This window comes from Psychrobacter sp. 16-MNA-CIBAN-0192, assembly GCF_040309565.1.
Taxonomy (GTDB): Bacteria; Pseudomonadota; Gammaproteobacteria; order Pseudomonadales; family Moraxellaceae; genus Psychrobacter.
This window is the reverse complement of the sequence record NZ_JBEOOX010000001.1, coordinates 1-25,113: the sequence shown is the minus strand read 5'-3', so window position 1 is coordinate 25,113 and position 25,113 is coordinate 1. Positions and strand designations below refer to the sequence as shown.

The following is a 25,113-nucleotide window of genomic DNA, read 5'->3' as shown; positions in this document are numbered from 1 at the left end:
ATACCCATCTTTTAGGTATTGCTATTTGATGATATAGCAAAGCAAACTTTATCTAAAAAATTATAAAAGCAATAGTGAATGCCCTACTTCTTATAGCACGGCTTTTATTAACGAAACTCTTATTAACAAGACCCTTATTAACAACATTTTATTCATACGCCTTATTTAATTTGGATACCTTTTATGCCTACTCTTATACCTGCTCTGACTACAGATTTACACCTTGTCGATTTTAGCGCTGCTTCTGCTGACGATTTACAGACCCAAGTGACGGCAGCGATTGCGCAAGCCAATGCTTTTTTAGATACGCTAACCGCTCGTACCAACAACGGCAGCATGAACGCAGAACAAGCACTAGCGGATATCATTGCTTTTGACCATATCAATTTGGCATTGGATCGCAGCTGGGGCATTTTGTCACACTTAAATAGTGTGATGAGTAATGATGAAATTCGCCATGTGCATCATGAGCTATTGCCGCAATTATCCGCTTATGGCACACGGGTTGGGCAACATCAGCCGCTCTTTAGCTGCTATCAAGCCATTGTTCAAGATGCTGCGTTTTTTGCCGCGCTTGAGCCAGCACGTGCGCGTGCTATCGAGCTGTCATTACAGCGTTTTGAGTTATCCGGTGTGGCATTGCCCAAAACCGAGCAAGAGAAATTTGCAGCGATTCAAAGTCAGTTATCCACGCTGTCCGCTACCTTTTCAGACAATATTTTGGATGCCACCCAAGCTTATGCGCTGCCTCTTAAGCAAGAACAGTTAGCCGGATTGACCGATAGTGGCTTGGCACTACTAGCGGATGCAGGTAAGCAATATAAAGCAACAGCGCTAAAAAATGGGTCACTCACGTCCACCGATATCGCCGCGCTACCTGAGCCTTATTATGTGGCAACCTTAAATATTCCGGTCTATTTAGCCGTGATGACGTATGCCGATAATCGCGAACTACGTAAGACCTTATATCGCGCTTATGTGACCCGCGCTTCAGAGTTTGATACGCATACTAATGCTAAGGGCGAGTCGCTTAATAACGCGGATATCATGGGTCAAATTTTACAATTACGTGAGCAAAAAGCCCAACTATTAGGCTTTGCTAATTATGCTGAAGTGTCGTTGTCGACTAAAATGGCGGATAACGTAGCAGAAGTTGAAGCCTTTTTGCGCAGTCTAGCGGTGCAAGCAACGCCCACTGCCAAGCAGGATTTGGCACAATTGCAAGACAGTGCTAAAGCTTATGGCATTGATGCGCTACAAGCGTGGGACAGCGCTTATATTGCCGAAAAGGTAAAGCAAAGCAAATTTAGTTTATCGCAAGAGGAAATCCGTCCTTACTTCCCATTGCCTACCGTAATTGACGGCTTATTTGCCATTGTTGAGCGCTTATATGGCATCACGGTAGAGGAGCAAAAATTAGATGATACCCAAAACATGGCACAAATGGATAATGCGCAAGTAAATAAAGTATCGCGCTGGCATGATGATGTGCGTTTTTATCAATTGTTCGATGCTGACGGCAGCTTAGTTGGTGGCTTTTACTTTGATTTATTTGCCCGTAGTGGCAAACGTGGCGGCGCGTGGATGAGTGGCTTTCAGTCACGCTATCATCATGAAGAAGCTGGCTATCAGCAGTTGCCTGTCTGCTTTATGGTAGGCAATTTTACCCCAGCATTGGATGGCAAACCTAGCCTATTAACTCATGATGAAGTCATTACTTTATTTCATGAATTTGGACATGGTTTGCATCACCTATTAACGCAAGTCACGGTCGGCGATGTGGCGGGTGTCAATGGCGTTGAGTGGGATGCCGTTGAGTTGCCCAGTCAATTTATGGAAAACTGGGCGTGGGATGCAGAAGGCATTGCCTTGATTAGTAGCCATGTAGAGACTGGAGAACCACTGCCAAAAGACAAGCTCGATGCGTTGCTGGCGGCGAAAAACTTCCAAAGTGGCATGCAGACGTTACGTCAAATCGAATTTGCCTTATTTGATTTATTGATACATTCGCAGACGCCAGCGCTAGATTATGCCAGTATCTTAAGCACGTTAGATAGTGTGCGTGATGATATTGCCATTATGAAGACGCCAGATTATAACCGCTTTGCCAATGGCTTTAGTCATATCTTTGCTGGCGGCTATGCGGCAGGTTATTATTCTTATAAATGGGCAGAATTATTATCCGCTGATGCCTTTAGTAAGTTTGAAGAAGAAGGTATTTTTAATCCAATTATCGGCAAAGCGTTCCGTGAGACTATTTTATCCGTTGGCGGTAGCTTACCTGCAAAAACCAACTTTGAGAATTTCCGTGGTCGTAGCGCCAGTATTGATGCGTTATTACGCCATAGTGGCTTTAATAGTGAAACAGCAATCAATGCTGACACTAAACATGAGGCAAGCTGATGCGCTATCAATCAGATGCGCCAAAACGGCGCTTTTTGGCAGGCGTGAGCTGTCCCAAATGTCAGGAAATGGATACTGTGGTACAGGTCAATATTGTCATACCAACGCCCGATGAATATATCGAATGTAACCAATGCGGGCATCGTGAACATCGACCTGATCCCGATACCATTAGCGCCAAAAACCACGCCGAAGACCAACTTATTCGTGACGCCCTAATGACGGAAACGGCAACGGGCACAAGTGGTACGGTGAAGTTTAAACCTTAAATACGGTTTATATCATTCAAAATTATATAGTTGAAAAGGCATTCCTCTTGACCACATTAAATTATATCGCCCACTACCCTGAGCACATTCAAACCCAAGCCGCCACATTGATAAGCAGTGGGCGGCTGGGCGAATATATTGACAAAAACTATCCAACTAAGCATGAGATACAAAGCGATAAAGCCTTATATCAGTATATTAATGAGATAAAAAATCAGTACATGCGCAAAAGCAGCTCATTATCGCAAGTCAGCTATAATAGTAAACTGCAAGTATTGCAGCGTGCATTGGGCATTCATACCTATCAATCACGGGTACAAGGCAGTAAGTTAAAAGCGCATAATAGCATCACGGTTGCCAGCTTATTTAAAGAAGCGCCGTTGGAATTTTTACGGATGATTGTGGTGCATGAGCTTGCTCATTTTAAAGAAAAAGAGCATAACAAAGCCTTTTATCAATTGTGTTGTCATATGGAACCAAGTTATCATCAGTTTGAGCTCGACACTCGCCTTTGGCTGCAATGGCGAGAGTTATAAATAGTTACTAGTGTCAACTAATAAGTAATACTAGCGTTTTTACTCTAATCTCAATAACCTAATTGCTTCATCATAGTATTCCATATTAAGTATTTGACTAGGTGCTTTAGGAGCAACCATAGAACCATCTGTAAGCGTTCTATTTCCTAGATTATAATCAATACTACGTGACGTTTTACTGCATCGAATACATTTATAGGTGTAACCTGTTTCCCCTGTGGGAGGAGCAATACCGCCACAATGACAAATCATAGCAGTATTTTTTAAAAGATTAGCATTTTGCCTTGCTAAACTATTAGGTTCGAATTTTCTCTCTATTTGCTCGCTACTACTGCTAAATAGGCTCTGAATGATGGTAGGGAATTTCATAACTCCTCCTTGTCATATATGTGATGCGCTCTTTGTATACTCTGATAAGTATCAGCTACATTCAAGCATTTTCTTAATTTTCAGATAGAGCGTATCAATTTCCGGATAAAAGTACATTCCTTTAGAATTAGATAAAATAGCTATCCTTCATATTAATACTATAAGTATCCCCTTCTACCTTATACTATAAGAAAGTGCTAATAGGATGACAGGACGATGACTTTATTCTAAATAGCTTTACGGGTTTAAAATAAGAGCATGGTTAAAGTAAATTATGTATACCAAATCGTATCCTTATGAGTAAATACCCTTACCAAATGCTATCCCACTTTCGGGCTGATGGTGCTATATTGGCACCTTTTTTTGATTAAAAATTATGACACATTCTCTCGAAACCGCTGAAGTTTCCCGCCGAACCCAATATTCTCGCATGATTCTTATGGGTGTCAGCGCATTTGTCGTCAACACCACAGAATTTGTCCCTGTGGCTTTATTAAGCGATATTGCGCAAGATTTCGCTATTACGCCAGCAGAAACCGGCTGGATGGTGACGCTCTATGCGTGGATTGTGGCGGCAATGTCTTTACCGCTCATGCTATTCACTAGTAAATTGGAGCGAAAGCGCTTACTGTTATTTGTATTTGTCGTTTTTATTGCTAGCCATGTGCTATCGGTGTTTGCATGGAGCTTCCAAGTTTTACTGATTAGTCGGGTCGGTATTGCCTTATCGCATGCAATATTCTGGTCGATTACCGCAGCGATTGCGCTACGTGTGGCGCCTGTCGGTAAAAAAGCACTGGCACTTAGTATCCTTGCTACCGGTACGTCCTTAGCGATGGTGCTGGGTGTGCCGATAGGACGCGTGGTTGGTCAATGGTTTGGATGGCGCACGACGTTTGGCGGTATCGGGGTCATTGCCTTTATTATCTTTATGCTACAAGCAAAGCTGTTGCCGACTTTGCCCAGTATGTTTGAGGGTTCATTTAGAAAAGTTCCGGAGTTACTGACCAACCCCTTATTGGTATGCTTATACTTGTTCTGCTTTTTAGCGTTTACTGCTGATTATGCCGCTTACTCTTACATTGAACCTTTTATGCGCGACGTTGGTGCTATCAGTGAGAATTTAGTCACCTTTATTCTATTATTGTTTGGCGGTGCAGGGTTAATTGGTAGCGTTATGTTCAGTCGTTGGGGCGAGAAATCCACGACCAATTTACTATTAATATCTACTATACTTATATTGTTATGCATGGTGACGATGTTATGGTCAGTCTCGTCCCTGTGGTTGCTGAGCCTCAATACCGTTATTTGGGGCACGGCTATGATGTTATTACTGCTATGTATACAGGTCAAAGTCATTATGATTGATGTCAATGCGCAAGATATGGTGATGTCAATGTTTTCAGGTATTATCAACTTAGGCATTGGCACTGGCGCGTTTCTTGGCGGCTATGCGGTTACTCATATTTCACTCTCAAGCGTGGGTTATGTGGGCGCGGTTATCGCAGGTCTTGCGCTATTATTGATGATATTTATGATTCAACGTTTCCCAGCATTGCGTCACGCTTCTGACTGAATAAACCCATTAAATTCAGAAGTCAAAATATTAAGAAAGCACGATTAGCATTAATGGCGATATATTGAGATTAAATAACACATTATAAATATGCATAAAAAAACCGCCTTGAGCACTCATCATAAGTGACTCAAAGCGGTTTTTTTTACACTAAAACCTATTACATTATTAAAGTAATAGCTTAGTTTTGCTCAACACCTTTCATGGTTAGTTTGATGCGACCACGGTTATCAACATCTTGTACCAGTACTTTCACAATTTGACCTTCAGTCAAGTAATCAGAAACGCTTTCTACGCGCTCATCAGAGATTTGTGAGATGTGGACTAGACCATCAGTATTTGGCAATACGTTAATGAATGCACCAAAGTCAACAATACGAGCAACCGTACCTTCATAAGTTTTGCCCACTTCAACTTCAGCGGTCAAAGCTTCGATTTTGCCAATAGCGGCTTTTGTTGCTGCTTTATTTTCACCAAAGATACGAATATTACCCGCATCATCGATATCAATAACCGCACCGGTTTCTTCGGTTAGCTGACGAATGGTTGCGCCACCTTTACCAATAACGTCACGAATCTTGTCTGGATTGATAGCAATAACGGCATAGTTAGGAGCATGCGCATTGATTTCAGTACGGCTCTCTGGCAACACTTTATTCATCGCGTCTAAAATATGAATACGACCAGCATGGGCTTGTTTTAGCGCTTGCTCCATGATATCTGGAGTAATACCTTCGATTTTAATGTCCATTTGTAGGGCAGTAATACCGTCTTTAGAGCCAGCAACTTTAAAGTCCATGTCGCCAAGATGATCTTCATCACCTAGGATGTCAGACAATACCGCAAAACGCTCACCTTCTTTAACCAGACCCATGGCAATACCAGCAACAGGTGCTTTAATTGGTACGCCTGCGTCCATCAATGCCAAGCTTGCACCGCAAACTGACGCCATTGACGATGAACCGTTTGATTCAGTAATCTCTGATACCACACGGATGACGTACGGGAAGCGGTCGCTATCAGGCAGCATCGCTTGCACACCGCGGCGTGCTAGACGACCATGACCGATTTCGCGACGTTTTGGCACGCCTTCACGACCCGTCTCACCTACTGAGAAATGAGGGAAGTTATAATGCAACATGAAATGGTCACGAATCGTACCGGCTAGTGAGTCAATCATATTGACGTCACGAGTATTACCGAGCGTAGTTGTTACTAAGGCTTGGGTTTCACCACGAGTAAATAGCGCTGAACCATGAGTAAATGGCAATACGCCCACTTGCACATCAAGCGCACGAACCGTTTCTAAATCACGACCGTCAATACGTGGCTTGCCTGACAAAATATTGTCACGAACCGTACGATATTTTAGCTCATTATAGATTTCTTTAAGCTCAGCAACGTTATTGCTATAGGCTTCTGATTCAGCATCACCAGCAAGCGCTGCAATAGCGGCGTCTTTGATTTCGTCAAGTTTCGCGTAACGAGCTTGCTTATCAGTAACCGTATAAGCGTCAGACACTTGCGCGCCAAACTGCTCTTTCATACCAGCTTCTAACGCTTCATCGCGTTTTGGCGCAGTATATTGCTGCTTTGCTGTGCCCACTTCTTCGGCTAACGAGACAATGTTATCGATAACAATTTGCTGCTGCTGATGACCGTACAATACAGCGCCTAGCATTTGGTCTTCTGATAGCTCTGCTGCTTCAGATTCAACCATCAATACCGCAGACTTTGTACCAGCTACAACCAAATCAAGATCACTTTCTTTTAACTGCTCAAGCGTTGGGTTAAGCACGTATTCGCCATTGATAAAGCCAACGCGCGCGGCAGCAACAGGACCATTGAATGGTGCATCAGAAATAGCTAGCGCGGCTGAAGCACCAATTAATGCTGCGATATCTGCTGATTGGGTTTTGTCAGAGGACACAACCGTTGCTGTGATTTGGATTTCGTTGACGTAGCCTTCAGGGAATAACGGACGAATTGGACGGTCAATTAAGCGTGAGGTTAAGGTTTCAGACTCGCTCGCACGACCTTCACGTTTGCCATAAGCACCGGGAATTTTACCCGCAGCGTACATTTTTTCTTGATAGTTAACCGTCAATGGAAAAAAGTTTTGACCTTCTTTAGCATCGGCTTTTACAACTGCGGCAACGAGTACAGAAACGCCGCCCATGTGCACCAAAATAGAATGGGCTTGGCGCGCGATACGACCCGTTTCGATGACTACTTGCTGGTCACCGTATTGGAATTCACGTTTAATGGTGTTGAACATACTCTGATTTGTCATATAAATTTTTTCCTAATAATGAATGAAGAAGATAGTATCAGCACTATATATCACTGATGCTGATCACTAGAAACTTTGGTTATAGCGCTTTATTGGCAAGCGTTGATGTTGATATGACAGAACCTACCGTCAGTACGGCTATCAACGTACTTCTTACGGCAATACTACTAGATTCTGCTACTTCAAATTCAGGGTTATATCAGCCGTTATCAATTAAGAAAGGCTCATATAATTTGTTTAGCATTATTCTATATATATTTAGCATTGTTATATAGCGTCTGTTATATATAGACACAGATATAAAATTGCAGTGCATCATTTTACAGTGATTTGCCAGCATTGACCAATTTATTACAGCAGTCTTTTTATTTTACGCCTCAACAGATTTTAGCACCGCACGCTATCACTATTTTTATGAATAGCTAGCCTACTTCATACCGGTTTTTATACTTATCAACCGACAATTTACCTGCTATAAATATAAAAAAAGCGGTGTGAAACTATTTCACACCGCTTTAATATTGCTACTATTTGAGTATTTGGCGTTGAATTAACGACGTAGACCCAATTGGCTGATCAATGTCGTATAACGACCAAGATCTTTACCTTTTAAGTAATCAAGCAATTTACGACGGGTGTTAACCATACGGATAAGACCGCGACGGCTATGATGATCGCCTTTGTGTGCTTTAAAATGGTTTTGTAAATCGTTGATGCGTGCGCTTAATAAAGCAACTTGCACTTCAGGGGAACCCGTGTCATTTTCGCCACGTTGGTATTGGGCGATAATTTGTTCACGATCAGTATTAGTTAACATAACTTACTCCGGCAATGCTAAAAGAACCAAGAATACTTAATTAGATTAAGCAAAATGGAACAATAGAATAGGATAAAAAAATAGTCTGCTTATCATTCAGGACAACCCTGCATTACTAGAGTTGACCTAGTCATAAGCAAACGCAATGTTTGAATGTGGCGCAATTATAGCAAAAAACAATCAAACTAACAGCTTATTTTGCTGCTAGCTTAATTGTTTTTAGTAAACCCATTATCGTTTAACGATAACTCATTCTTTAGTAACTTACTCTTTTGTGTTGTGTTTAATATCTGCTTGCGTTGCGTGACCACCGAGCGCATCGTCGGCTAATGGTGCCGTTGTTGCTTCAGCCAGACTTTCAGGCTCTTTGTCTTTAGGATTGATATCATCCGCTAACTGTTTTATTTTTTGTTCTTCTGTATGCAGTGTTTGTTTAGATTTATCCATATTATCTCTCCCTTCTATATCCCATGTAAATAATAATCCCAATACTAGAAAATAAAAGTGCCAAACCTTGTTGATGTTTGGCACTTTTAAAAATAAAATTTATAAAATAAGAATTAAGAAAAACCCCTTATTCAGTATAATTTAGCTTACTGTTTACTTATTCAAAGTCTTACTTATTCAGAGTCGCTTTCATTATCAGCAGTATTTTCTGTCTTACTTTCATCACTATTTTCACTGTCTTTTTTCGTCTGACTTTCTAACGCAGCTCTAGCAGCATCAGAACGTTGTTGCTCGAATGGTTTATCGTTTGGATTCGGTTGTGACATTATGTACTCCTTCTTGATGGTTAAAATAGCTCACGATTTAAACTTGATACTTATATAAATTTTCTTACGATATTTTTTTCTTAGCAATCAATTTTTTCTACTAGTTGTTTTATTAGTTAATAGTTTTCTTATTTCTTATTTTTATCTTGATAATTATCAGTATCGCTTTTGTTAACGGATAATATTATCTAACAAAAACTAGTGTATAAAAAAAGCAGGTTTCACTATAGGTGAAACCTGCAATTAAATGTGACAGTATGTGATTAATGTATTTTGTACGTAAATTGGGTAAAAACTATCTAACGCTGGATTAATTTTTTCGGCTGCAATCGTCCATTAAGGCTGACAGCGCCCAAACCTAAAAACTGTCCTGCTTCATCTATCAGACGAATATCAACAGGCAACTCATATTCCATAGGGATATCGGTAGCGCTAGAATTTGCCGCCTCACTCGGGATATTAGCGCTAATATATGCATTTAGCTCAGGCGTCAGTTGTTCAAGCACATTTAGGCGTTGCCCCATATGTATACGCTCGCATTGTGCGCCATTTAACATTAACGTGGCGCTAATATTGACGCAAGCATCTATAGGTAAGAGCTGGGTCAAGCGGGCACTGGTATCTTGCTGCTCTAATTGCTCAATGGTAATAGCATCACTTAGGCGAAATTTGCCCACTTGGATACGGCGTAAAGCAACCAAGTGACCAAGCGTTCCTAAACGCTTAGCAATATCTTCGCCAAGTACGCGTACGTAAGTACCTTTGGTACAAGTCACAGTCAGCTGTATTTCCTGCTCAGTCAGTAGCTCCAAACTCAGCGCTTTAATCTCAATATCCCTTAATGGACGCTCAATCTCAATACCAGCTCGCGCATACTCATACAGCTTTTTGCCATCTTTTTTTAGCGCAGAGTACATCGGCGGCATTTGCTGCTGTGCACCCATAAAGCGCTGAGCAGTCTGCTGCAATAAGTCTGCGGTCAGTATTGGTATGTTAGCTTGGGCAGTAACTTGCCCATCAGCATCACCAGTATCCGTCTGACTGCCTAACAATATCGTAGCCTGATATGATTTGTCTGCATCAAGCTGATAATGGCTGAATTTGGTCGCTTCACCCAAGCAAATAGGCAGCAATCCTGTTGCCATTGGGTCAAGTGTCCCCGTATGACCTGCCTTTTTGCTGTCATGTATCGGTGACTTAAACAAGTATTTAACCTTAGATACTACTTGCTGTGAGGTCATACCAATGGGCTTATCTATTAAGATAACCCCTGAGACCTTTTCCTTTACTGCCAGTTTTGACGCTGTAGCCATAATAGTCATTTACTTGTCTACTTCTTGCACTTCAGTTTCGTTTTGCTCAGTTTTGGTTACTGCCTGATTGATCAAGTCCATCATATAGTTGCCGCGGGCGGTAACTTCGTCATAATGAAAACGCAAGCGCGGTGTGGTGCGTGTTTTTAAACTGTGACTAAGCTCAGTACGCAAGAATCCAGCCGCTTTATTTAGGACATTTACGCTTTGCTCATGATTGGTTTTAACCATCTCATCATTAAGCTCAGGCTCCATGATGGTGACATAAATATCCGCATAACCCAAATCAGGGCTGACTTTAACAGTAGAGATGGTCACAAAACCAGTCAAACGTGGGTCGTTGACGGCATCACGTATCAGTACTGCAAGTTCGCGCTGAATCTGATCAGATAGGCGTTGTAAACGTTGGTTCATATTATTATCCTGTTTTTTATAAAATAGCGACGATTATATAATAAAAAAGGTCTACCAGGATGGACCTGTTAGACCTAATTACAGCACAATATCCGTCAGCAATGCTAAAAAGATGCGCAGCTGGTTAGGCGTATCGTCTGTCTAAAGCATACATTGATTTAGATGGTACGCTCAAACTGCTGAATCTCAAACACTTCGATTTTATCACCGGCTTCAACATCATAGCCACGAACAGCAAGACCACATTCCATGCCAGTACGCACTTCGTTGACGTCTTCTTTATAACGACGTAGTGACTGCAATTGACCAGTAAAGATAACCTTGTCATCACGCAAGACACGAATAGGCTTATTACGGAAGATTGTACCTTCAACCACCATACAACCGGCAGCCGCGCCAAACTTACTAGAGCGGAATACTTCACGCACGTCAGCAATACCTAAAATCTTCTCGCGATGTTCAGGCGCTAGCATACCGCTCATTGCCGCTTTCACATCATCAATTAGACCATAAATAACGCTGTAATAACGAATATCCATATCAGCTGCGTCTGCTTTACGGCGCGCTGTAGCATCCGCACGAACGTTAAAGCCGAGCAATACTGCTTCACTAGATTCAGCAAGGGTAACGTCAGATTCAGAAATCGGACCAACACCTGAGCTGATCACACGAACTTTAACTTCATCCGTTGATAACTCATTTAATGCAGCAAGCAAGGCTTCGAGTGAACCACGAACGTCTGTTTTAAGCACGATGTTTAAGAATGAGACATCGCCTTGTTCCATTTGCTCGAATAAGCTTTCTAAGCGCATGGTATTTTGACGTTCAAGCTGCTGCTCACGCTCACGACTGGCTCTAAATTCTGCCACTTCGCGGGCTTTTTTCTCATCACTAACGACTAAGAATTCACTACCAGACGCTGGTGTTTCAGGTAAACCTAAAATCTCAACAGGAATAGAAGGACCTGCTGATTGAATACGCTTACCATGCTCATCAATCATGGCACGAACTTTACCATAATGTTCACCGGCTAATACCAAGTCGCCTTGTTTCAACGTGCCTTTTTTAACCAAGACAGTAGCAACAGGACCACGACCTTTTTCAAGTCTTGACTCAATAACCACGCCTTGAGCAGCGCCGTCTAACGGGGCTTCTAACTCCATTAGCTCTGCTTGCAGGCTGATATACTCGAGCAGCTCATCAATACCTTCACCAGTTTTGGCTGAGATACGTGCCATTGGCGTATCGCCGCCCCATTCTTCCGAGATAACCTGCTTAGCAGTCAATTCATTCAATACACGATCTGGATCGGCACTTGGCTTATCCATTTTATTGATAGCAACAATAATTGGCGTACCCGCTGCACGAGCATGGTCAATAGCTTCTGCCGTTTGTGGCATCATACCATCATCAGCAGCCACTACTAATACCACGATATCTGTCGCTTGAGCACCACGTGAACGCATGGCACTAAAGGCGGCGTGACCTGGTGTATCAAGGAAGGTGATAACACCACGGGCAGTTTTCACATGATAAGCACCGATATGCTGGGTAATACCGCCAGCTTCGCCAGTCGCAACTTTCGTTTCACGGATTTTATCAAGTAATGATGTCTTACCATGGTCAACGTGACCCATGATGGTAACCACTGGTGGGCGTGCTTGCACATTACTGCTACGCTCATCAACGGCGTCATGCAGGTCATCTTCAACTTTAGTATCACTAACAGGTACTGGATTGTGACCCATTTCTTCAACAATTAAGCTGGCTGTTGCCTGATCGATGATATCTGATTCGCTTGCCAATTCACCCATTTTCATGAGCAATTTAGTCACTTCGCGAGCTTTAACAGCCATACGTTGTGCCAAATCTGAAACGGTGATTTGCTCGCTAATCTCAACATCATAAATGATTTTTTCAACAGGCTTTTCGAACTTATGCTGCGATGCTTGTGCTGAGCGTAAACCACTATTACGGTTTTTAATTTCACGCTCATCTTGATTCTTACGACGACGACCACGCGTACCAGTACTGCTAGCACCGCGCTTTATTTCGCGACGTTCTTTCTCAAATGATTCTTCTAATGCATCACCGACTAGACCTTCAGCCAATGGTTCATCTTTACGTACTTCAGTTACTGGCTGATCCGTATACTGACCTGCCATTTTACGCATTTGTTCAAGCGTACGCTTTTGCGCTTCTTCAGCTTGGGCGCGACGCGTTTTTGCTTCGATTTGACGGAGGCGTTCTTCTTCTACTTCACGCGCTTCGCGAACTTTGCGTTCAGCAGCCGTTTCAACTTTAGGCTTGGTTGCTGCAACTTTTTTCTTCGCTTTCTCTTTTTCTTTTACAATGATTTCAACGGCAGCATTTTTGCCACCTTTTTTGACCACCACTGAAGAGTTAGCAACTTTCGCACTTTTGCCATCAGAGCTTTTACTTGAGCCAAAACTGGTACGCATCGCAGCTAAGGTTGCTGCTTGACGTTCTTCAGCTTTTTTCTTAGTTTCTGCACGTTCCTCAGCTTCTTTTGCGGTACGGGCTTGGGCTTCAACTAAAGCCTGCTCACGTGCTGCCAATTCTTCAGCCATCTGTTCAGGATTTGGCTTCTCAAAGGTTTTCTTTTTACGCACTTCAACATTGACACTCTTTGATTTACCTGAAGAGCCGGTCACGCGAGCAGTGCTGGTCGTCTTAGATTTTAGGCTAATACGGCGCTTTTCTTGCTGACCATGACTTTGTTTTAAATACGTCACCAACTTTTCTTGCTCAAGTTCGGTGACTAAGTCATCCTCACTACGAGCAGGCAGCCCAGCATCTAGCAATTGCTGCTGTACAGCACTTGCGGCTTTGCCTACCATATCTGCCAGTTCTTTGACGGTCTTATCTGCCATTGATTATCACCTACTGTCTATTGTTTGCTATATGTTCAATTCAATTATTGGCTACAAATGATTGCGTTAAAAGGAATAACTGGCTGTTTATAAACTCAATTATCCGCATTTTATGTCGCTAGCATATCACCAAAAGACAGCGATATGCAGTTAACGCCTATTCATCGAACCAAGATTCCCGAGCCTTCATAATCAGCTGTCCTGCTGTTTCAGCATCTAAGCCTTCGATATCTTCCAAATCAAATACTGCTTGTTCAGCCAAATCATCAACGGTAATGATGTCGTTTTGTGCCATTTTATAAGCCCAACTGACCGTCATACCCTCTAGATCTTGCAGCTCTTGACTCGGCTCTTTCATATTTTGTTGTTTTACCAATTCATCCGCGATCACAACTTCTTTCGCACGCTCTTGAATCATATCAATGGCTTCATCATCTAAGCCTTCAATATCATAAAAGGTATCGGCAGGCACATACGCCACTTCTTCGATACTGGTAAAACCAATATCAACCAGCGCTTGCGCCAAATCTTGATCCACCTCTAAGCGCTCATAAAAAAGCTTAATATAGACTTTTGATTCATTTTCTTGGCGCTGCTGATATTCTTCTTCTAGCATCATGTTAAGCTTATAACCAGTCAACTCTGACGCTAAGCGTACGTTTTGACCTTGTGAACCAATAGCACGTGCCAATTGATCATTGGTAGCAAATACGATATCAGCTGTCTTAGTATCTTCATCTAGAATGATACTGCTTACATCAGCAGGTTCAAGCGAGCTGATAATATATTGCGCAGGATCATCTGACCATACGACGACATCAATGCGTTCGCCATCGAGCTCTTGCTGAACCGCTTGAATACGCGTACCGCGCATACCAATACAAGCGCCAACCGGATCGATACGATGATCATTGGTTTTAACCGCTATTTTAGCACGAGTACCTGGCAGACGAGCAACATTACGAATCTCAATGATTTGCTCGGCAATTTCTGGCACTTCTTTTTGCATCAATGCAGATAGCATCTCAGGACGTGTACGCGATAATAATATTTGCGCGCCACGATTCTCACGGTTCACATGGTATAAGATAGCATTGATACGTGATTTTGCTCGTAATTGCTCACGTGGCAACATCTGATCACGTGACAAATAGCCTTCGGTATTATCACCTAAATCAACGATATAACCATCACGGGTCTGTTTTTTGATTTCGCCATACATCATCTCACCAACGCGCGGCTCAAAAGCATCGGCAACAAGCGCACGCTCTGCTTCACGAATTTTTTGGATAATGACTTGTTTCGCTTGCGTGGCAGCAATGCGACCGAATTCAATCGATTCGATCTGCTCTTCCTTAATATCACCGATAGACCACTCTTCTTGGTCAAGATCGGTAATTGCCAACTGGCAAGCAGGCATTTCATGGTCTTCATCAGCCACAACAGTCCAGTAACGATAGGTATCATAATCGCCTGTTTCACGATTAATTGCCACGCGCACTTCTACTTCCGGCTGATCGGTATAAACTTTTTTCTTGGTCGAAACCACCAAAGCGTCTTCTATAGCTTCAAAGATGTCTTCAGGATTTAAGCCTTTTTCATTACTGACGGTTTCAACTACCGTTAAGATTTCACGACTCATGCTATACCTGTCCTATCATTTTATAATTGGCTTCAATGTTGTCAGTGCTGAATCAATAGCTTATAACTATGTTCAGCGACTTACTATTTCGAAAGTTACGGTTAGATACTTATCTGTTATAGCTATACGCTAATACCTTTATAACAAAGCTGTTACGCCAACGCCTCTAAAGTAATTTTTTAGACCATGACTGAGTCAGCAATGATTAAGTAAGTAATAACTAAGCGTCTTCATATATTAAATTAGCTTTATCGATATTGCTCAATGCAATGTCAAACTGCTCGCCGTCTGTTGCGGTCAAAGTCAAGTTTGTAGCATCAATACTGTTTAAAATACCAGTCACTTTGCGGCGTTTTTTATCGCCTTCACCAATTGCTTGAATCAAACGTAAGCTTACTGTCTGTCCAACATAATCATGCATCTGCTCATCAGAGAAAAAAGCACGATCAAATCCGGGTGACGAGACTTCTAAGATAAATTCGCCAGCAATAGGGTCATGCACCTCTAATATACCGCTAACCTGATGATTAACCGCTGCGCAGTTTTCGATGGTTACCTGTGTACCTTGAGCTTGCTCTTCTGGCAATGCTTCAATATAGATACGCAATAATGAGCGTTGACCTTGCGGTACAAATTCAACACCCCACAACGCCACGTCACAAGCAGCAACGGCTGGGGCAATAATCGCGGTCAATTCTGTTACTTTGGTCGAAAGTTTCATAATCTGTTTATATCTTCCTAATCACTTAGTTATTATATTAAGTGAATTATATAATGGGTGGGTATGTTTTTTTAAAGAGTTAGGTAAGATTACTTTAATATAGTTAATTTTCAGTGTGTCTGACGAAGTTGATATAAGTATTGTTGTTGCTATCAAGCTCAATGTTGCTATGACCTAATTTTATTCTATTATAACCCTTATATATATAAGGCTAAATAATTAGCACGCCATAAAAAGCTAATACAGACATTCATCATAGGAAATAGGGATAAAAGAACATAGCCTTCATCATGATAAGCTAAGAGGTGGCGATTGCTGGACGCTGTAAATCAAAAGCTTAGCATATATATGACAAATACCGAGATAACACCAACCGTTAGATACAAAAAAACCCACAAACATTATGGTGGGCTGATTGTTACTGACAAATTTAGGTTACAAAACATCAGTATAAAAAGTGGTAGCGGGGGCTGGATTTGAACCAACGACCTTCGGGTTATGAGCCCGACGAGCTACCAGACTGCTCCACCCCGCATCAATCTAGAACGCACATTATAGGTAGGTTTGATACAACTGTCAATCTTTATTTTAAAATAACTTAAATTAAAAATCTCGTTGCTACAATCTCTAACCCCACGCGGTGCTGCGTGTCACAAACTTGGTGCGATTGGGGGGACTTGAACCCCCACAGCTTGCGCCACCACCCCCTCAAGATGGCGTGTCTACCATTCCACCACAATCGCTTATCTAGCTACTTAATCATGCTGCTTTTTACTTATATGCTGCTTATATTAATAACCATGAGGACGATTATCATCAGTAAACTGCGCTAAAAGCAGGCAAGCATTGTAAAACTAACTTATACAAATTGCAAGGGCAGCTCATAAAAATGCGTCTGTTACACTGCCTAGTACTCTGCAATATTTAAAACTATCAACATAAATTGTGCAGTATTAATCATTGAATGAGTACAATGAGTAACATTAATAAGTTACTGACTATTACCAGTTAATGGACGCGGGGTTTGTGGCACTGATACCGGCGCATCTAAACGAAACTGGTCATCAGCTTGCTTCCGGGCTTGTACGGCTAGCGTCATACTGGTCACAAAGAAGATGGCAGTCAATACGGCAGTGGCACGAGTTAAAAAGTTGGCCGTACCCGCTGCACCAAATACGGTACCTGAGGAACCGGCACCAAAAGAAGCCCCAGCATCTGCCCCTTTACCATGCTGTATCAAAATCAAGCCGATCATGGCAATCGCCACAATAATGTGCAGGGCTAATATAAATGTATACATGGTGTCCTCTTGTGCCGCGTAATAACGACGGATAACGGTAGTGAAATCTTACAGTTGCAACAATGACGATAAAGGACAATGCGCTTAACTGATGCTATTAAATTGAGAATATTAAATAAGGCGCATTGTACACGATTGCAAGGTCACTATTAAAGTGACTTGTCATAATTTATAACCAACCATTCATATAGCTGTCATAGTATTAATAGCAATAGCAAAAGTTGCGAGGCAGCTTTATCTATTTTTCTATATTGGCATTAATCGTTAATAGAGTAGCTACTAAGCTTTAGCACGGGCGAAAGCATCGGCAATAGTTAGAAAGCTCTCAGCATTTAAAGCCGCGCCACCAACTAAGGCACCATTAATCATTGGACTTGCTGCAAAATTATCGGCATTAGCAGCATTAACACTACCGCCATATAAGACGTTGATATCAGCAAGCGGGGCGGCAAAACTAGCCACGGTTTGCTTAATATATTCGTGAGTCGCGCTGACTTCGGCAACCGTAGGTACTTTACCCGTACCAATTGCCCATACCGGCTCGTAGGCGATAATCAAGCGCTTAGCAAGAATGTCAGCACAGTCAGCAGTTTGCTCTGCTTGTTGTAATAGTGTTGGTATCACTGCCAATTGTTCTGTTAACACGTCAAGCGTTTGCTTAGCATCATACTGGGCTTGGGTTTCACCAACACAAAAAACAATGCCTAAATCTTGTGTAAGGGCATTGCGCATTTTTTGTACGAGGATATCGTTACATTCTTTATGATACTGTCTGCGTTCTGAGTGACCTAATAGTGTCCATGTCGCGCCAGCATCTGCTATTTGTTCAGCAGAGCAATCACCGGTATATGCGCCAATACTTGCGCTATGAGTGCTGATATCTTGCGCGGCGCACAACAGCGATGAATCTTGCAAGCGAGCGCTTACCGTTGCCAAATGAATACAGCTGGGCGCAACCATTAATTGGCAGGTTTTTTTGTCAAATTCTTTGGCGGTGGCGCTTAACAATGCATCCGCAAGTGCCATCGCGTCATGATTCGTTGCCGGATTTTGTTTCCAATTACCAATTACCCAAGCTTGCATTATTCATCTACCTTGTATCTATTGTCGTGCCGATGCGGCTGATATGCGCGCAAGTATAACAAATATTTGTCAACTGCTATAGTATAGGTCATATTCTCTTATCAATTTGATTCTACCTATTATTAGGATGAGCTATTACAGTCAACTATTATGCCCATGTTAATATCTGGTTTTTTAGTTGGCTATGATTGACTGGCATAAAACCATACTTTTTAGCATTATATAACTGTCATGATTCTTGCATCTATTTTGACTATCTTTGCCGTTTTTTTGTATATATTAGGATTAAGGAGCAGACTTTATGTCTACTATAAACAGTAAGTTTGTTGGTTTGCCACAGCATTTAATTAATGAGGGTATTCTGAGCGAACCCCTCTTAAAATCAGCACAAGTAGAGGCAAAGCAGCAACAAGTCGGGCTGGTTCCTTACTTGGTAGACAATAAGATGGTGAGTGCATCCCTCTTAGCTCAGCTGTTATCAAAAGCATTTGACAATCCCTATTTTGATCTCAATGCACTCAACAATGAGCACATTCCTAAAGATTTGGTCGATGAGAAAATTGTACGCAAATTCAATGCATTACCTATCTTTAAGCGTGGTCAACGCTTATTTGTAGCCCTTAGCGACCCCACCCGCATCGATGCTATTGATGCTATTGCGTTTAACTCAAGATTGCCGGTAGAAACGGTGGTGGTTGAGGAAGACAAGCTAAAACAGCGTATCGAAAATTTGTATGCCAATACCATGCAAAGTATGGATAGCTTTTCTAATAGCGATTTGCATGTTGATTTTGAAGATGGGGTAGAAGCGGATAATGAAACCACATTAAATGATGGTGTTGATGAGGCGCCGGTCGTGAAGTTTGTGAATAAAATGCTGGTTGATGCTATTCGTATGGGCGCGTCCGACTTACATTTTGAGCCTTATGAGAAAACCTACCGCGTACGCTTTCGAGTCGATGGGGTCATGCAAAAAATGGCAAATCCACCCGTACAGTTGGCGCAAAAAATAGCGGCGCGCCTCAAAGTGATGTCGCAAATGGATATTTCTGAGCGACGCGTGCCACAAGATGGACGTATTAAGTTAAAATTATCAAAGTCCAAAGCCATTGATTTTCGGGTAAACTCGTTGCCCACGCTGTTTGGTGAAAAAATCGTGCTGCGTATCTTAGATCCTTCATCAGCAATGCTCGGTATTGAAGCGCTGGGCTATGAGCCGGATCAAAAAGAGATGTTTTTGGAAGCCTTACATAAACCGCAAGGCATGCTACTGATTACTGGACCCACAGGTTCTGGTAAAACGGTCTCGTTATATACCGGTATTAATATCTTAAATACCGGCGATACTAATATCTCTACCGCTGAAGACCCGGTAGAGATCAACCTTGAAGGTATCAATCAGGTCAACGTCAATCCAAAAGTCGGCTTAACCTTTTCAAACGCACTAAAGTCTTTTTTGCGTCAAGACCCTGATATTGTGATGGTTGGAGAAATTCGTGACCTTGAAACGGCAGAGATTGCGATTAAAGCGGCGCAAACTGGACATATGGTGCTCTCAACCTTGCACACCAACTCCGCGCCTGAAACCTTAACACGCCTTAGTAATATGGGTGTTGCCTCCTTTAATATTGCCACTTCAGTGAATTTGGTTATCGCGCAACGACTGGCGCGACGCCTTTGCAAAAGCTGTAAGAAACCAATCGATATACCAAAAAACAGCCTTCTAGAATTAGGATTCACGGCTACCGACTTAGATAATCCTGACCATACTATTTATAAGCCAATTGGCTGTAGCGAATGCCGTGATGGTTATAAAGGTCGCGTGGGTATTTATGAGGTGATGAAAATCAGCCCTGATATCTCGCGTATTATCATGGAAGGTGGTAACGCTATCGATATCAAAGATGCCGCGCTAAAGAACGGCTTCCGTGATTTGCGCCGCTCCGGTATTTTAAAGGTATTACAAGGGGTGACCAGTATTCAGGAGATGATGCGCGTGACTTCTGAATAAGCAATGGTAACCATGAGCAATACTTATCATCTTAGACTAGAATAGTGTTGACTAAAAATGTATAGTTTTACCGGTTAATCATCAGATCAATCTCAAGTCTGTTATTTTTTATTTTAGAGTGGCGCTGTCACAGGCGTATACCACTCTATGATGCTGATTTATCTGGCAACATCGCCAAAATTTGAGGTGCTATTATGGCAAAAGCAAAGACTGACAGTCTGTTAGACTTCGTGTATGACGGGGTCAATCGACGCGGTCAAAAGGTAAAGGGAGAGACCACCAGCCGTAGCTTGGAGCTTGCAAAAGCCACCCTGCGCAAACAAGGTATTACGGTTAAATCCATCAAAAAGAAATCAAAACCTTTATATACCTTTAAAAAAGCCATCAAACCCATTGATATTGCTATTTTTGCCCGTCAATTAGCGACCATGATGAAAGCGGGCGTACCGCTGACCCAATCGTTTGAGATTGTTGCGGACGCACTCGATAATCCAAGCATGAAAGAATTGGTGCTACAAATCAAAACGGATATCGAAGCAGGTGGCACCTTTGCCTCAGCGCTGCGCCGTCATCCGCGTTACTTTGATGATTTATTCTGCTCTCTTGTTGACTCAGGTGAGCAGTCAGGTGCGCTTGAAACCATGCTAGAGCGCGTTGCCACTTATAAAGAAAAAAGTGAGTTGCTAAAGGCTAAAATTAAAAAGGCGTTAAAATACCCCATCGCTGTTATTGTCGTAGCGGTTATTGTGACCATTATTCTTCTGATTAAAGTCGTGCCCGTATTTTCAGGTTTGTTTGAGTCCTTTGGTGCTGAGCTGCCCGCGTTTACGCAAATGGTAGTCACCATGTCCGAGTGGATGCAGGCATGGTGGTTTGTATTAATTGTGCTGATTGGCGGCGCGATTATTGGCTTTTCTGAGGCGAAAAAACGCAGCAAAAAATTTCGCGATTTCTTAGACCGTTTAACCTTAAAAGTGCCGATATTTGGCAATATCGCTTATCAAGCCATTATTGCCCGTTTTTCTCGTACCTTAGCGACTACCTTTGCCGCTGGCGTGCCGTTAATTGATGCGTTGGATTCTACGGCTGGCGCGACCAATAATGTGGTGTTTTACAATGCCACCCAGCAAATCAAAAACGATGTGTCGACGGGTCAGCAATTACAGTTTTCCATGCGTAGTACCAATCTATTTCCAAGTCTGGCGATTCAGATGGTGGGTATCGGTGAGGAATCTGGTAGCTTGGAGGAGATGCTCGATAAGGTGGCGGTATATTATGAAAACGAGGTAGATAATGCCGTTGATGGCTTGACCAGCTTGATGGAGCCGCTGATTATGGCGGTGCTTGGGGTGTTGGTCGGTGGCTTGGTCATCGCCATGTATTTACCCATTTTCCAAATGGGTGCGGTAGTAGGTTAACGACTAATTATAGGGCAGTCAGCGGATGGAATTGATAGCATTATTACAAGATAATATGGGCGTTGCGCTCTTAGTATTTGCGTTGCTTGGGCTTTGCGTGGGCAGCTTTTTAAATGTGGTGATTCACCGTATACCGCTAATGATGCATTACGCTTGGCGCCAAGAGTGCAGTCAGTTTTTAGCGCAGCAAGCCGATATGCCTGCTGAACCGGCTAAGGAGCTGACTGATATTGTGGCAACTGATATACCTATCACTTTAAGTAAACCAGCATCGCGCTGCCCACATTGTGCTCATAAAATCAGTTGGACTGAAAACATTCCGCTGGTCAGCTGGTTGCTATTACGCGGACGCTGCTCTAACTGTAAAGCCCGTATTAGCGTGCGTTATCCTATTGTTGAATTGGTCACCGCCCTATTGTCAGCATTGGTCATTTATCATTTCGGGGTGAATGCTACTGGATTGTCCGCCTTGGTCTTAGTATGGACGCTGATTGCGCTGACGGGGATTGATTTTGATACTCAGTTGTTGCCGGATCGCTTAACCTTTCCGCTAGCAGGATTAGGGCTGGCAGTAAATTCACAAGGCTGGTTTGTGAGTCCAACTCAATCGATTTGGGGCTTATTATTAGGCTTTTTATCACTGTGGGTGGTGGTAAAAGTATTTTATTTGATTACGAAAAAACATGGGATGGGGCAAGGCGACTTTAAATTATTGGCGGTATTAGGGGCATGGCTTGGACCGATGATGTTGCCGTTAATTATCTTATTATCCTCTTTAATTGGCTCTATCGTCGGTATTATTTTGCTTAAAAAACAAGGGGAAAGCCGCCCGTTTGCCTTTGGACCTTATATTGCTATTGCGGGCATCATTGCCTTATTATACGGCACAGATATCGTGAATGGCTATTTGGGCATGTATCCGTAGTCGCCCTAACATCCTGAACGCCTAATATCTTGAACTACCGAGTCAGTCTAACGCCAGTCACTTTAAGGCTAGATTCTTTATCGTTATAGTTTGAGTTTGAGATTGAGATTAGTTGAGCCTGTCTCCATAACTTATTCTTTATCCACTCTCCTCACCCTATTCTATCATTCAAATAAGTCACTTCTATGTCAACAAACTATAGTAAAACGCCTCAGCACGTGGTTGATAATGCCAGTATGATACCTCAACAAGACAATAGCAAAAATGACCATACGGCGTTAAAAAAGACGCTGGTAGTCGGTTTGACTGGTGGTATCGGTAGCGGTAAATCCGCAGCAAGTGACTGGTTTGCCCAGCAAGGGATTGATATTATTGATGCCGATGTGATTGCGCATGAAGTGGTCGCAAAAGGCAGTGAGACCTTGCACAAAATTCAGAAAAAATTCGGTGACTGGGTATTAAATCCAGTAGGGGAGATGGATCGAGCAGCGGTGCGCAATCACGTGTTTAGCCATCCTGAAGCACTAATAGAGCTTGAATCTATCACTCATCCAGCAATACGTGAGGCGGCAAAAGAACAATTACTTATTTGCACTTCACCGTATATCGTACTATCAGCGCCGCTATTAATTGAAGGCGCAGAAGCTGGATTGGCAAATTTATGCCAGCGTATTTTGGTCATGGATGTCGCTGAAGACACTCAGCTTGCGCGAGCGAGTTTGCGTGACGATCAAAGCATGACCAAGATTAAAGCGATTATGGCGAATCAATTGGACCGCGCGGCACGCAATCGCCATGCTGATGATGTCATTATTAATGAAGGGGATGTGGCGGCGCTACACGCTCAGTTAGCACCGCTGCATCAAAGCTATCTTACCCTTGCGCAGCAGCTAGCGTACGCTGCCGATTAACCTCATACAGTGCCATACCGGTAGCGACGCTGACGTTTAGGCTTTGCAAATTGCCGTGCTCGTTGCCTGACATCGGAATATAAACCAGCTCATCACAGCTCTCTAGGGTGAGCCTACGCATACCCTCGCCTTCTGAACCCATAATCAGTGCCGTTTTGCCGGTCAAGTCAGCCGCATGTATTGGCTTGGCATCGGCATTAAGCGCGGTGCCAAATACAAAAACTCCAGCATCTTTAATATGCGCTAATGCTCGTGCTAAATTGGTCACACTAATAATCGGCATCATCTCAGCCGCGCCGACCGATACTTTAGCAACGGTTGGCGTCAAGCTTGCGGCATGATGCTTGGGACAAATAACCGCATCAACACCCATTGCCACAGCAGTACGCAAACAAGCACCAAAATTATGCGCATCGGTAATCTGATCCAATACCAACAATAAACACTGGTCACGCGCAATGATGGTATCTAACACCGCCTCATTTGCAAAGCCCAAGGGACGAGCATGCATCACCACCCCTTGATGCTGCGGGCTGCCGCATAATTGGGTCAGCTTTTCTTTTTGCGTGGGCTGTAAACTGATGCCCTGTGCTTGAGCTTGCGCCATGATTTCTTGTACATGACTGTCCGTCTCGCGCCCTTGTTGCACAAAAAGGCTGAGCGCATCGGTCGGGCGATATGCAAGTAACGCTTCAATAGCATGAATGCCGTAAAAATAAGTAGGTTTTGCCATAACATGCCTGCTGATTAAAAAAGGACTACCGCTCATGCGATAGGAGGTAGATACTGCGCTAGAGTATGGACTATAGACTACTTGCCCAACTGCCTAACCTTCTAAATGACAGACATATTGGACAATTTCTTCAGTACGTAAGCTAAAGCCACTATTGCCTTCAACCACAAACGATTGACCCGCGCGGTAATAGCTGTAGTCTTCTTCGCCATCGATTTTGACTTCGCACTCGCCGCTGATGAACTCGATACGCTCGGACGTATTGGTACTGAACTGGTAATATTCAACACTGCTATCACAGGGTAAAATGACGCCTAATGTCTTATGGCGACCGTCTTCAAACATAATGGTATGGCTAGAACAGCGACCATCATAAGTAATCGTGGCCTGCGCATTGACTGTCACGTTAGTAAATTGTGCGGCTGTCATAAAGACCTCCTTATCAAATAATTGTGGCTAAACTAAAAAATAAGTGACTGATTATCAGGGCTTACTTCAGAACAATTCTTAAAAAGCACTTAAACATTGTTAAAAAACTACTGTTAAAAAAATTTGGCAACATGCCCAGCACCCATGACTTTCCCACACTAAAACAGCAAGCAAACAAGACATCTGAGCCTTATTTACTCGCCGTCTGTCAATTCCAACAATTAATGTCAAATTCCAAGAATAGATGTCAAAAATCTATCTTCAGCCTTAGATTCTCTGTTAA

22 protein-coding genes and 2 tRNA genes are annotated in these 25,113 nt (G+C 42.7%); 8 read left to right on the top strand and 16 right to left on the bottom strand.

Annotated features, from left to right (window positions below; all coding sequences use genetic code 11):
* Positions 1–183: 183 nt before the first annotated feature.
* From AAEY78_RS00120 to AAEY78_RS00110, 3 genes are read left to right on the top strand one after another with little or no spacing between them, the layout of a single operon-like run.
* Positions 184–2,403 carry a M3 family metallopeptidase gene (locus AAEY78_RS00120; RefSeq protein WP_352336281.1) on the top strand — a complete coding sequence of 740 codons (2,220 nt, stop codon included), beginning with the start codon at positions 184–186 and terminating at the stop codon, positions 2,401–2,403.
* On the top strand, positions 2,403–2,672 hold the full coding sequence (locus AAEY78_RS00115) for a YheV family putative zinc ribbon protein (RefSeq protein ID WP_352336279.1): 270 nt from the start codon (positions 2,403–2,405) through the stop codon (positions 2,670–2,672). The genes AAEY78_RS00120 and AAEY78_RS00115 overlap by 1 nt, the downstream gene beginning before the upstream one ends.
* Positions 2,673–2,719: 47 nt before the next feature.
* Positions 2,720–3,208 (top strand): YgjP-like metallopeptidase domain-containing protein, encoded by a 489-nt coding sequence (locus tag AAEY78_RS00110; RefSeq protein ID WP_352336277.1) that lies wholly within the window; start codon positions 2,720–2,722, stop codon positions 3,206–3,208.
* A gap of 39 nt (positions 3,209–3,247) precedes the next feature.
* Here the strand turns inward: AAEY78_RS00110 and AAEY78_RS00105 are convergent, their stop codons facing one another.
* Positions 3,248–3,577, bottom strand: a complete 330-nt coding sequence (locus AAEY78_RS00105) for a hypothetical protein (protein WP_352336275.1) — start codon at positions 3,575–3,577, stop codon at positions 3,248–3,250.
* Positions 3,578–3,953: 376 nt separating this feature from the next.
* Here AAEY78_RS00105 and AAEY78_RS00100 point away from each other — a divergent pair, with 376 nt between their 5' ends.
* A complete protein-coding gene (locus tag AAEY78_RS00100; protein ID WP_352336273.1) occupies positions 3,954–5,153 on the top strand; it encodes a sugar transporter in 1,200 nt (399 codons plus the stop codon).
* A gap of 181 nt (positions 5,154–5,334) precedes the next feature.
* Here AAEY78_RS00100 and pnp read toward each other — a convergent pair whose 3' ends face one another.
* The 13 genes from pnp to tpiA all read right to left on the bottom strand — a co-directional run bounded on the left by pnp (position 5,335) and on the right by tpiA (position 18,403).
* A complete protein-coding gene (gene pnp, locus AAEY78_RS00095; protein WP_352336796.1) occupies positions 5,335–7,431 on the bottom strand; it encodes a polyribonucleotide nucleotidyltransferase in 2,097 nt (698 codons plus the stop codon).
* Positions 7,432–7,996: 565 nt separating this feature from the next.
* Positions 7,997–8,263: a 30S ribosomal protein S15 gene (gene rpsO / locus AAEY78_RS00090; RefSeq protein ID WP_352336271.1), complete on the bottom strand. Its 267-nt coding sequence runs from the start codon at positions 8,261–8,263 to the stop codon at positions 7,997–7,999.
* A 264-nt stretch (positions 8,264–8,527) separates the two neighbouring features.
* Positions 8,528–8,710, bottom strand: coding sequence for a hypothetical protein (locus AAEY78_RS00085; RefSeq protein WP_352336270.1), 183 nt, complete (start codon positions 8,708–8,710; stop codon positions 8,528–8,530).
* 173 nt (positions 8,711–8,883) lie between these two features.
* The gene (locus tag AAEY78_RS00080; RefSeq protein ID WP_352336269.1) at positions 8,884–9,036 is read right to left on the bottom strand and encodes a hypothetical protein; all 153 of its coding nucleotides are present in this window, start codon (positions 9,034–9,036) and stop codon (positions 8,884–8,886) included.
* A gap of 299 nt (positions 9,037–9,335) precedes the next feature.
* Positions 9,336–10,358, bottom strand: coding sequence for a tRNA pseudouridine(55) synthase TruB (gene truB, locus AAEY78_RS00075; protein ID WP_352336267.1), 1,023 nt, complete (start codon positions 10,356–10,358; stop codon positions 9,336–9,338).
* The gene (locus AAEY78_RS00070) at positions 10,359–10,763 is read right to left on the bottom strand and encodes a ribosome-binding factor A (RefSeq protein WP_352336265.1); all 405 of its coding nucleotides are present in this window, start codon (positions 10,761–10,763) and stop codon (positions 10,359–10,361) included. It lies immediately after the preceding gene.
* A 158-nt stretch (positions 10,764–10,921) separates the two neighbouring features.
* Entirely contained in the window at positions 10,922–13,657 is a 2,736-nt protein-coding gene (gene infB / locus AAEY78_RS00065) for a translation initiation factor IF-2 (RefSeq protein ID WP_352336264.1), read from the bottom strand.
* A gap of 157 nt (positions 13,658–13,814) precedes the next feature.
* Entirely contained in the window at positions 13,815–15,299 is a 1,485-nt protein-coding gene (nusA, locus tag AAEY78_RS00060) for a transcription termination factor NusA (RefSeq protein ID WP_352336262.1), read from the bottom strand.
* Between the two features lie 220 nt (positions 15,300–15,519).
* Positions 15,520–16,020 (bottom strand): ribosome maturation factor RimP, encoded by a 501-nt coding sequence (gene rimP / locus AAEY78_RS00055; RefSeq protein ID WP_352336260.1) that lies wholly within the window; start codon positions 16,018–16,020, stop codon positions 15,520–15,522.
* 458 nt (positions 16,021–16,478) lie between these two features.
* A tRNA-Met gene (locus AAEY78_RS00050) sits at positions 16,479–16,555 on the bottom strand.
* Positions 16,556–16,679: 124 nt separating this feature from the next.
* Positions 16,680–16,763, bottom strand: a tRNA-Leu gene (locus AAEY78_RS00045).
* Positions 16,764–17,011: 248 nt separating this feature from the next.
* Positions 17,012–17,320 carry a preprotein translocase subunit SecG gene (gene secG, locus AAEY78_RS00040; RefSeq protein WP_182405819.1) on the bottom strand — a complete coding sequence of 103 codons (309 nt, stop codon included), beginning with the start codon at positions 17,318–17,320 and terminating at the stop codon, positions 17,012–17,014.
* Between the two features lie 279 nt (positions 17,321–17,599).
* A complete protein-coding gene (gene tpiA, locus AAEY78_RS00035; protein WP_352336258.1) occupies positions 17,600–18,403 on the bottom strand; it encodes a triose-phosphate isomerase in 804 nt (267 codons plus the stop codon).
* Between the two features lie 301 nt (positions 18,404–18,704).
* Here tpiA and pilB point away from each other — a divergent pair, with 301 nt between their 5' ends.
* The 4 genes from pilB (at position 18,705) to coaE (ending at position 23,668) form a co-directional block, all read left to right on the top strand.
* On the top strand, positions 18,705–20,414 hold the full coding sequence (pilB, locus tag AAEY78_RS00030) for a type IV-A pilus assembly ATPase PilB (protein ID WP_352336256.1): 1,710 nt from the start codon (positions 18,705–18,707) through the stop codon (positions 20,412–20,414).
* Positions 20,415–20,608: 194 nt separating this feature from the next.
* Entirely contained in the window at positions 20,609–21,832 is a 1,224-nt protein-coding gene (locus AAEY78_RS00025; RefSeq protein WP_352336254.1) for a type II secretion system F family protein, read from the top strand.
* A gap of 25 nt (positions 21,833–21,857) precedes the next feature.
* Complete coding sequence (locus tag AAEY78_RS00020) at positions 21,858–22,757, top strand: prepilin peptidase (protein ID WP_352336252.1); 900 nt, start codon at positions 21,858–21,860, stop codon at positions 22,755–22,757.
* A gap of 236 nt (positions 22,758–22,993) precedes the next feature.
* Positions 22,994–23,668: a dephospho-CoA kinase gene (gene coaE / locus AAEY78_RS00015; protein WP_352336794.1), complete on the top strand. Its 675-nt coding sequence runs from the start codon at positions 22,994–22,996 to the stop codon at positions 23,666–23,668.
* Here coaE and rlmB read toward each other — a convergent pair.
* Together rlmB and ppnP are read right to left on the bottom strand one after the other, a co-directional pair.
* Positions 23,631–24,401 carry a 23S rRNA (guanosine(2251)-2'-O)-methyltransferase RlmB gene (gene rlmB / locus AAEY78_RS00010; protein WP_352336250.1) on the bottom strand — a complete coding sequence of 257 codons (771 nt, stop codon included), beginning with the start codon at positions 24,399–24,401 and terminating at the stop codon, positions 23,631–23,633. The genes coaE and rlmB overlap by 38 nt on opposite strands.
* 93 nt (positions 24,402–24,494) lie before the next feature.
* Entirely contained in the window at positions 24,495–24,830 is a 336-nt protein-coding gene (gene ppnP / locus AAEY78_RS00005; RefSeq protein ID WP_182405806.1) for a pyrimidine/purine nucleoside phosphorylase, read from the bottom strand.
* Positions 24,831–25,113 lie beyond the last annotated feature (283 nt).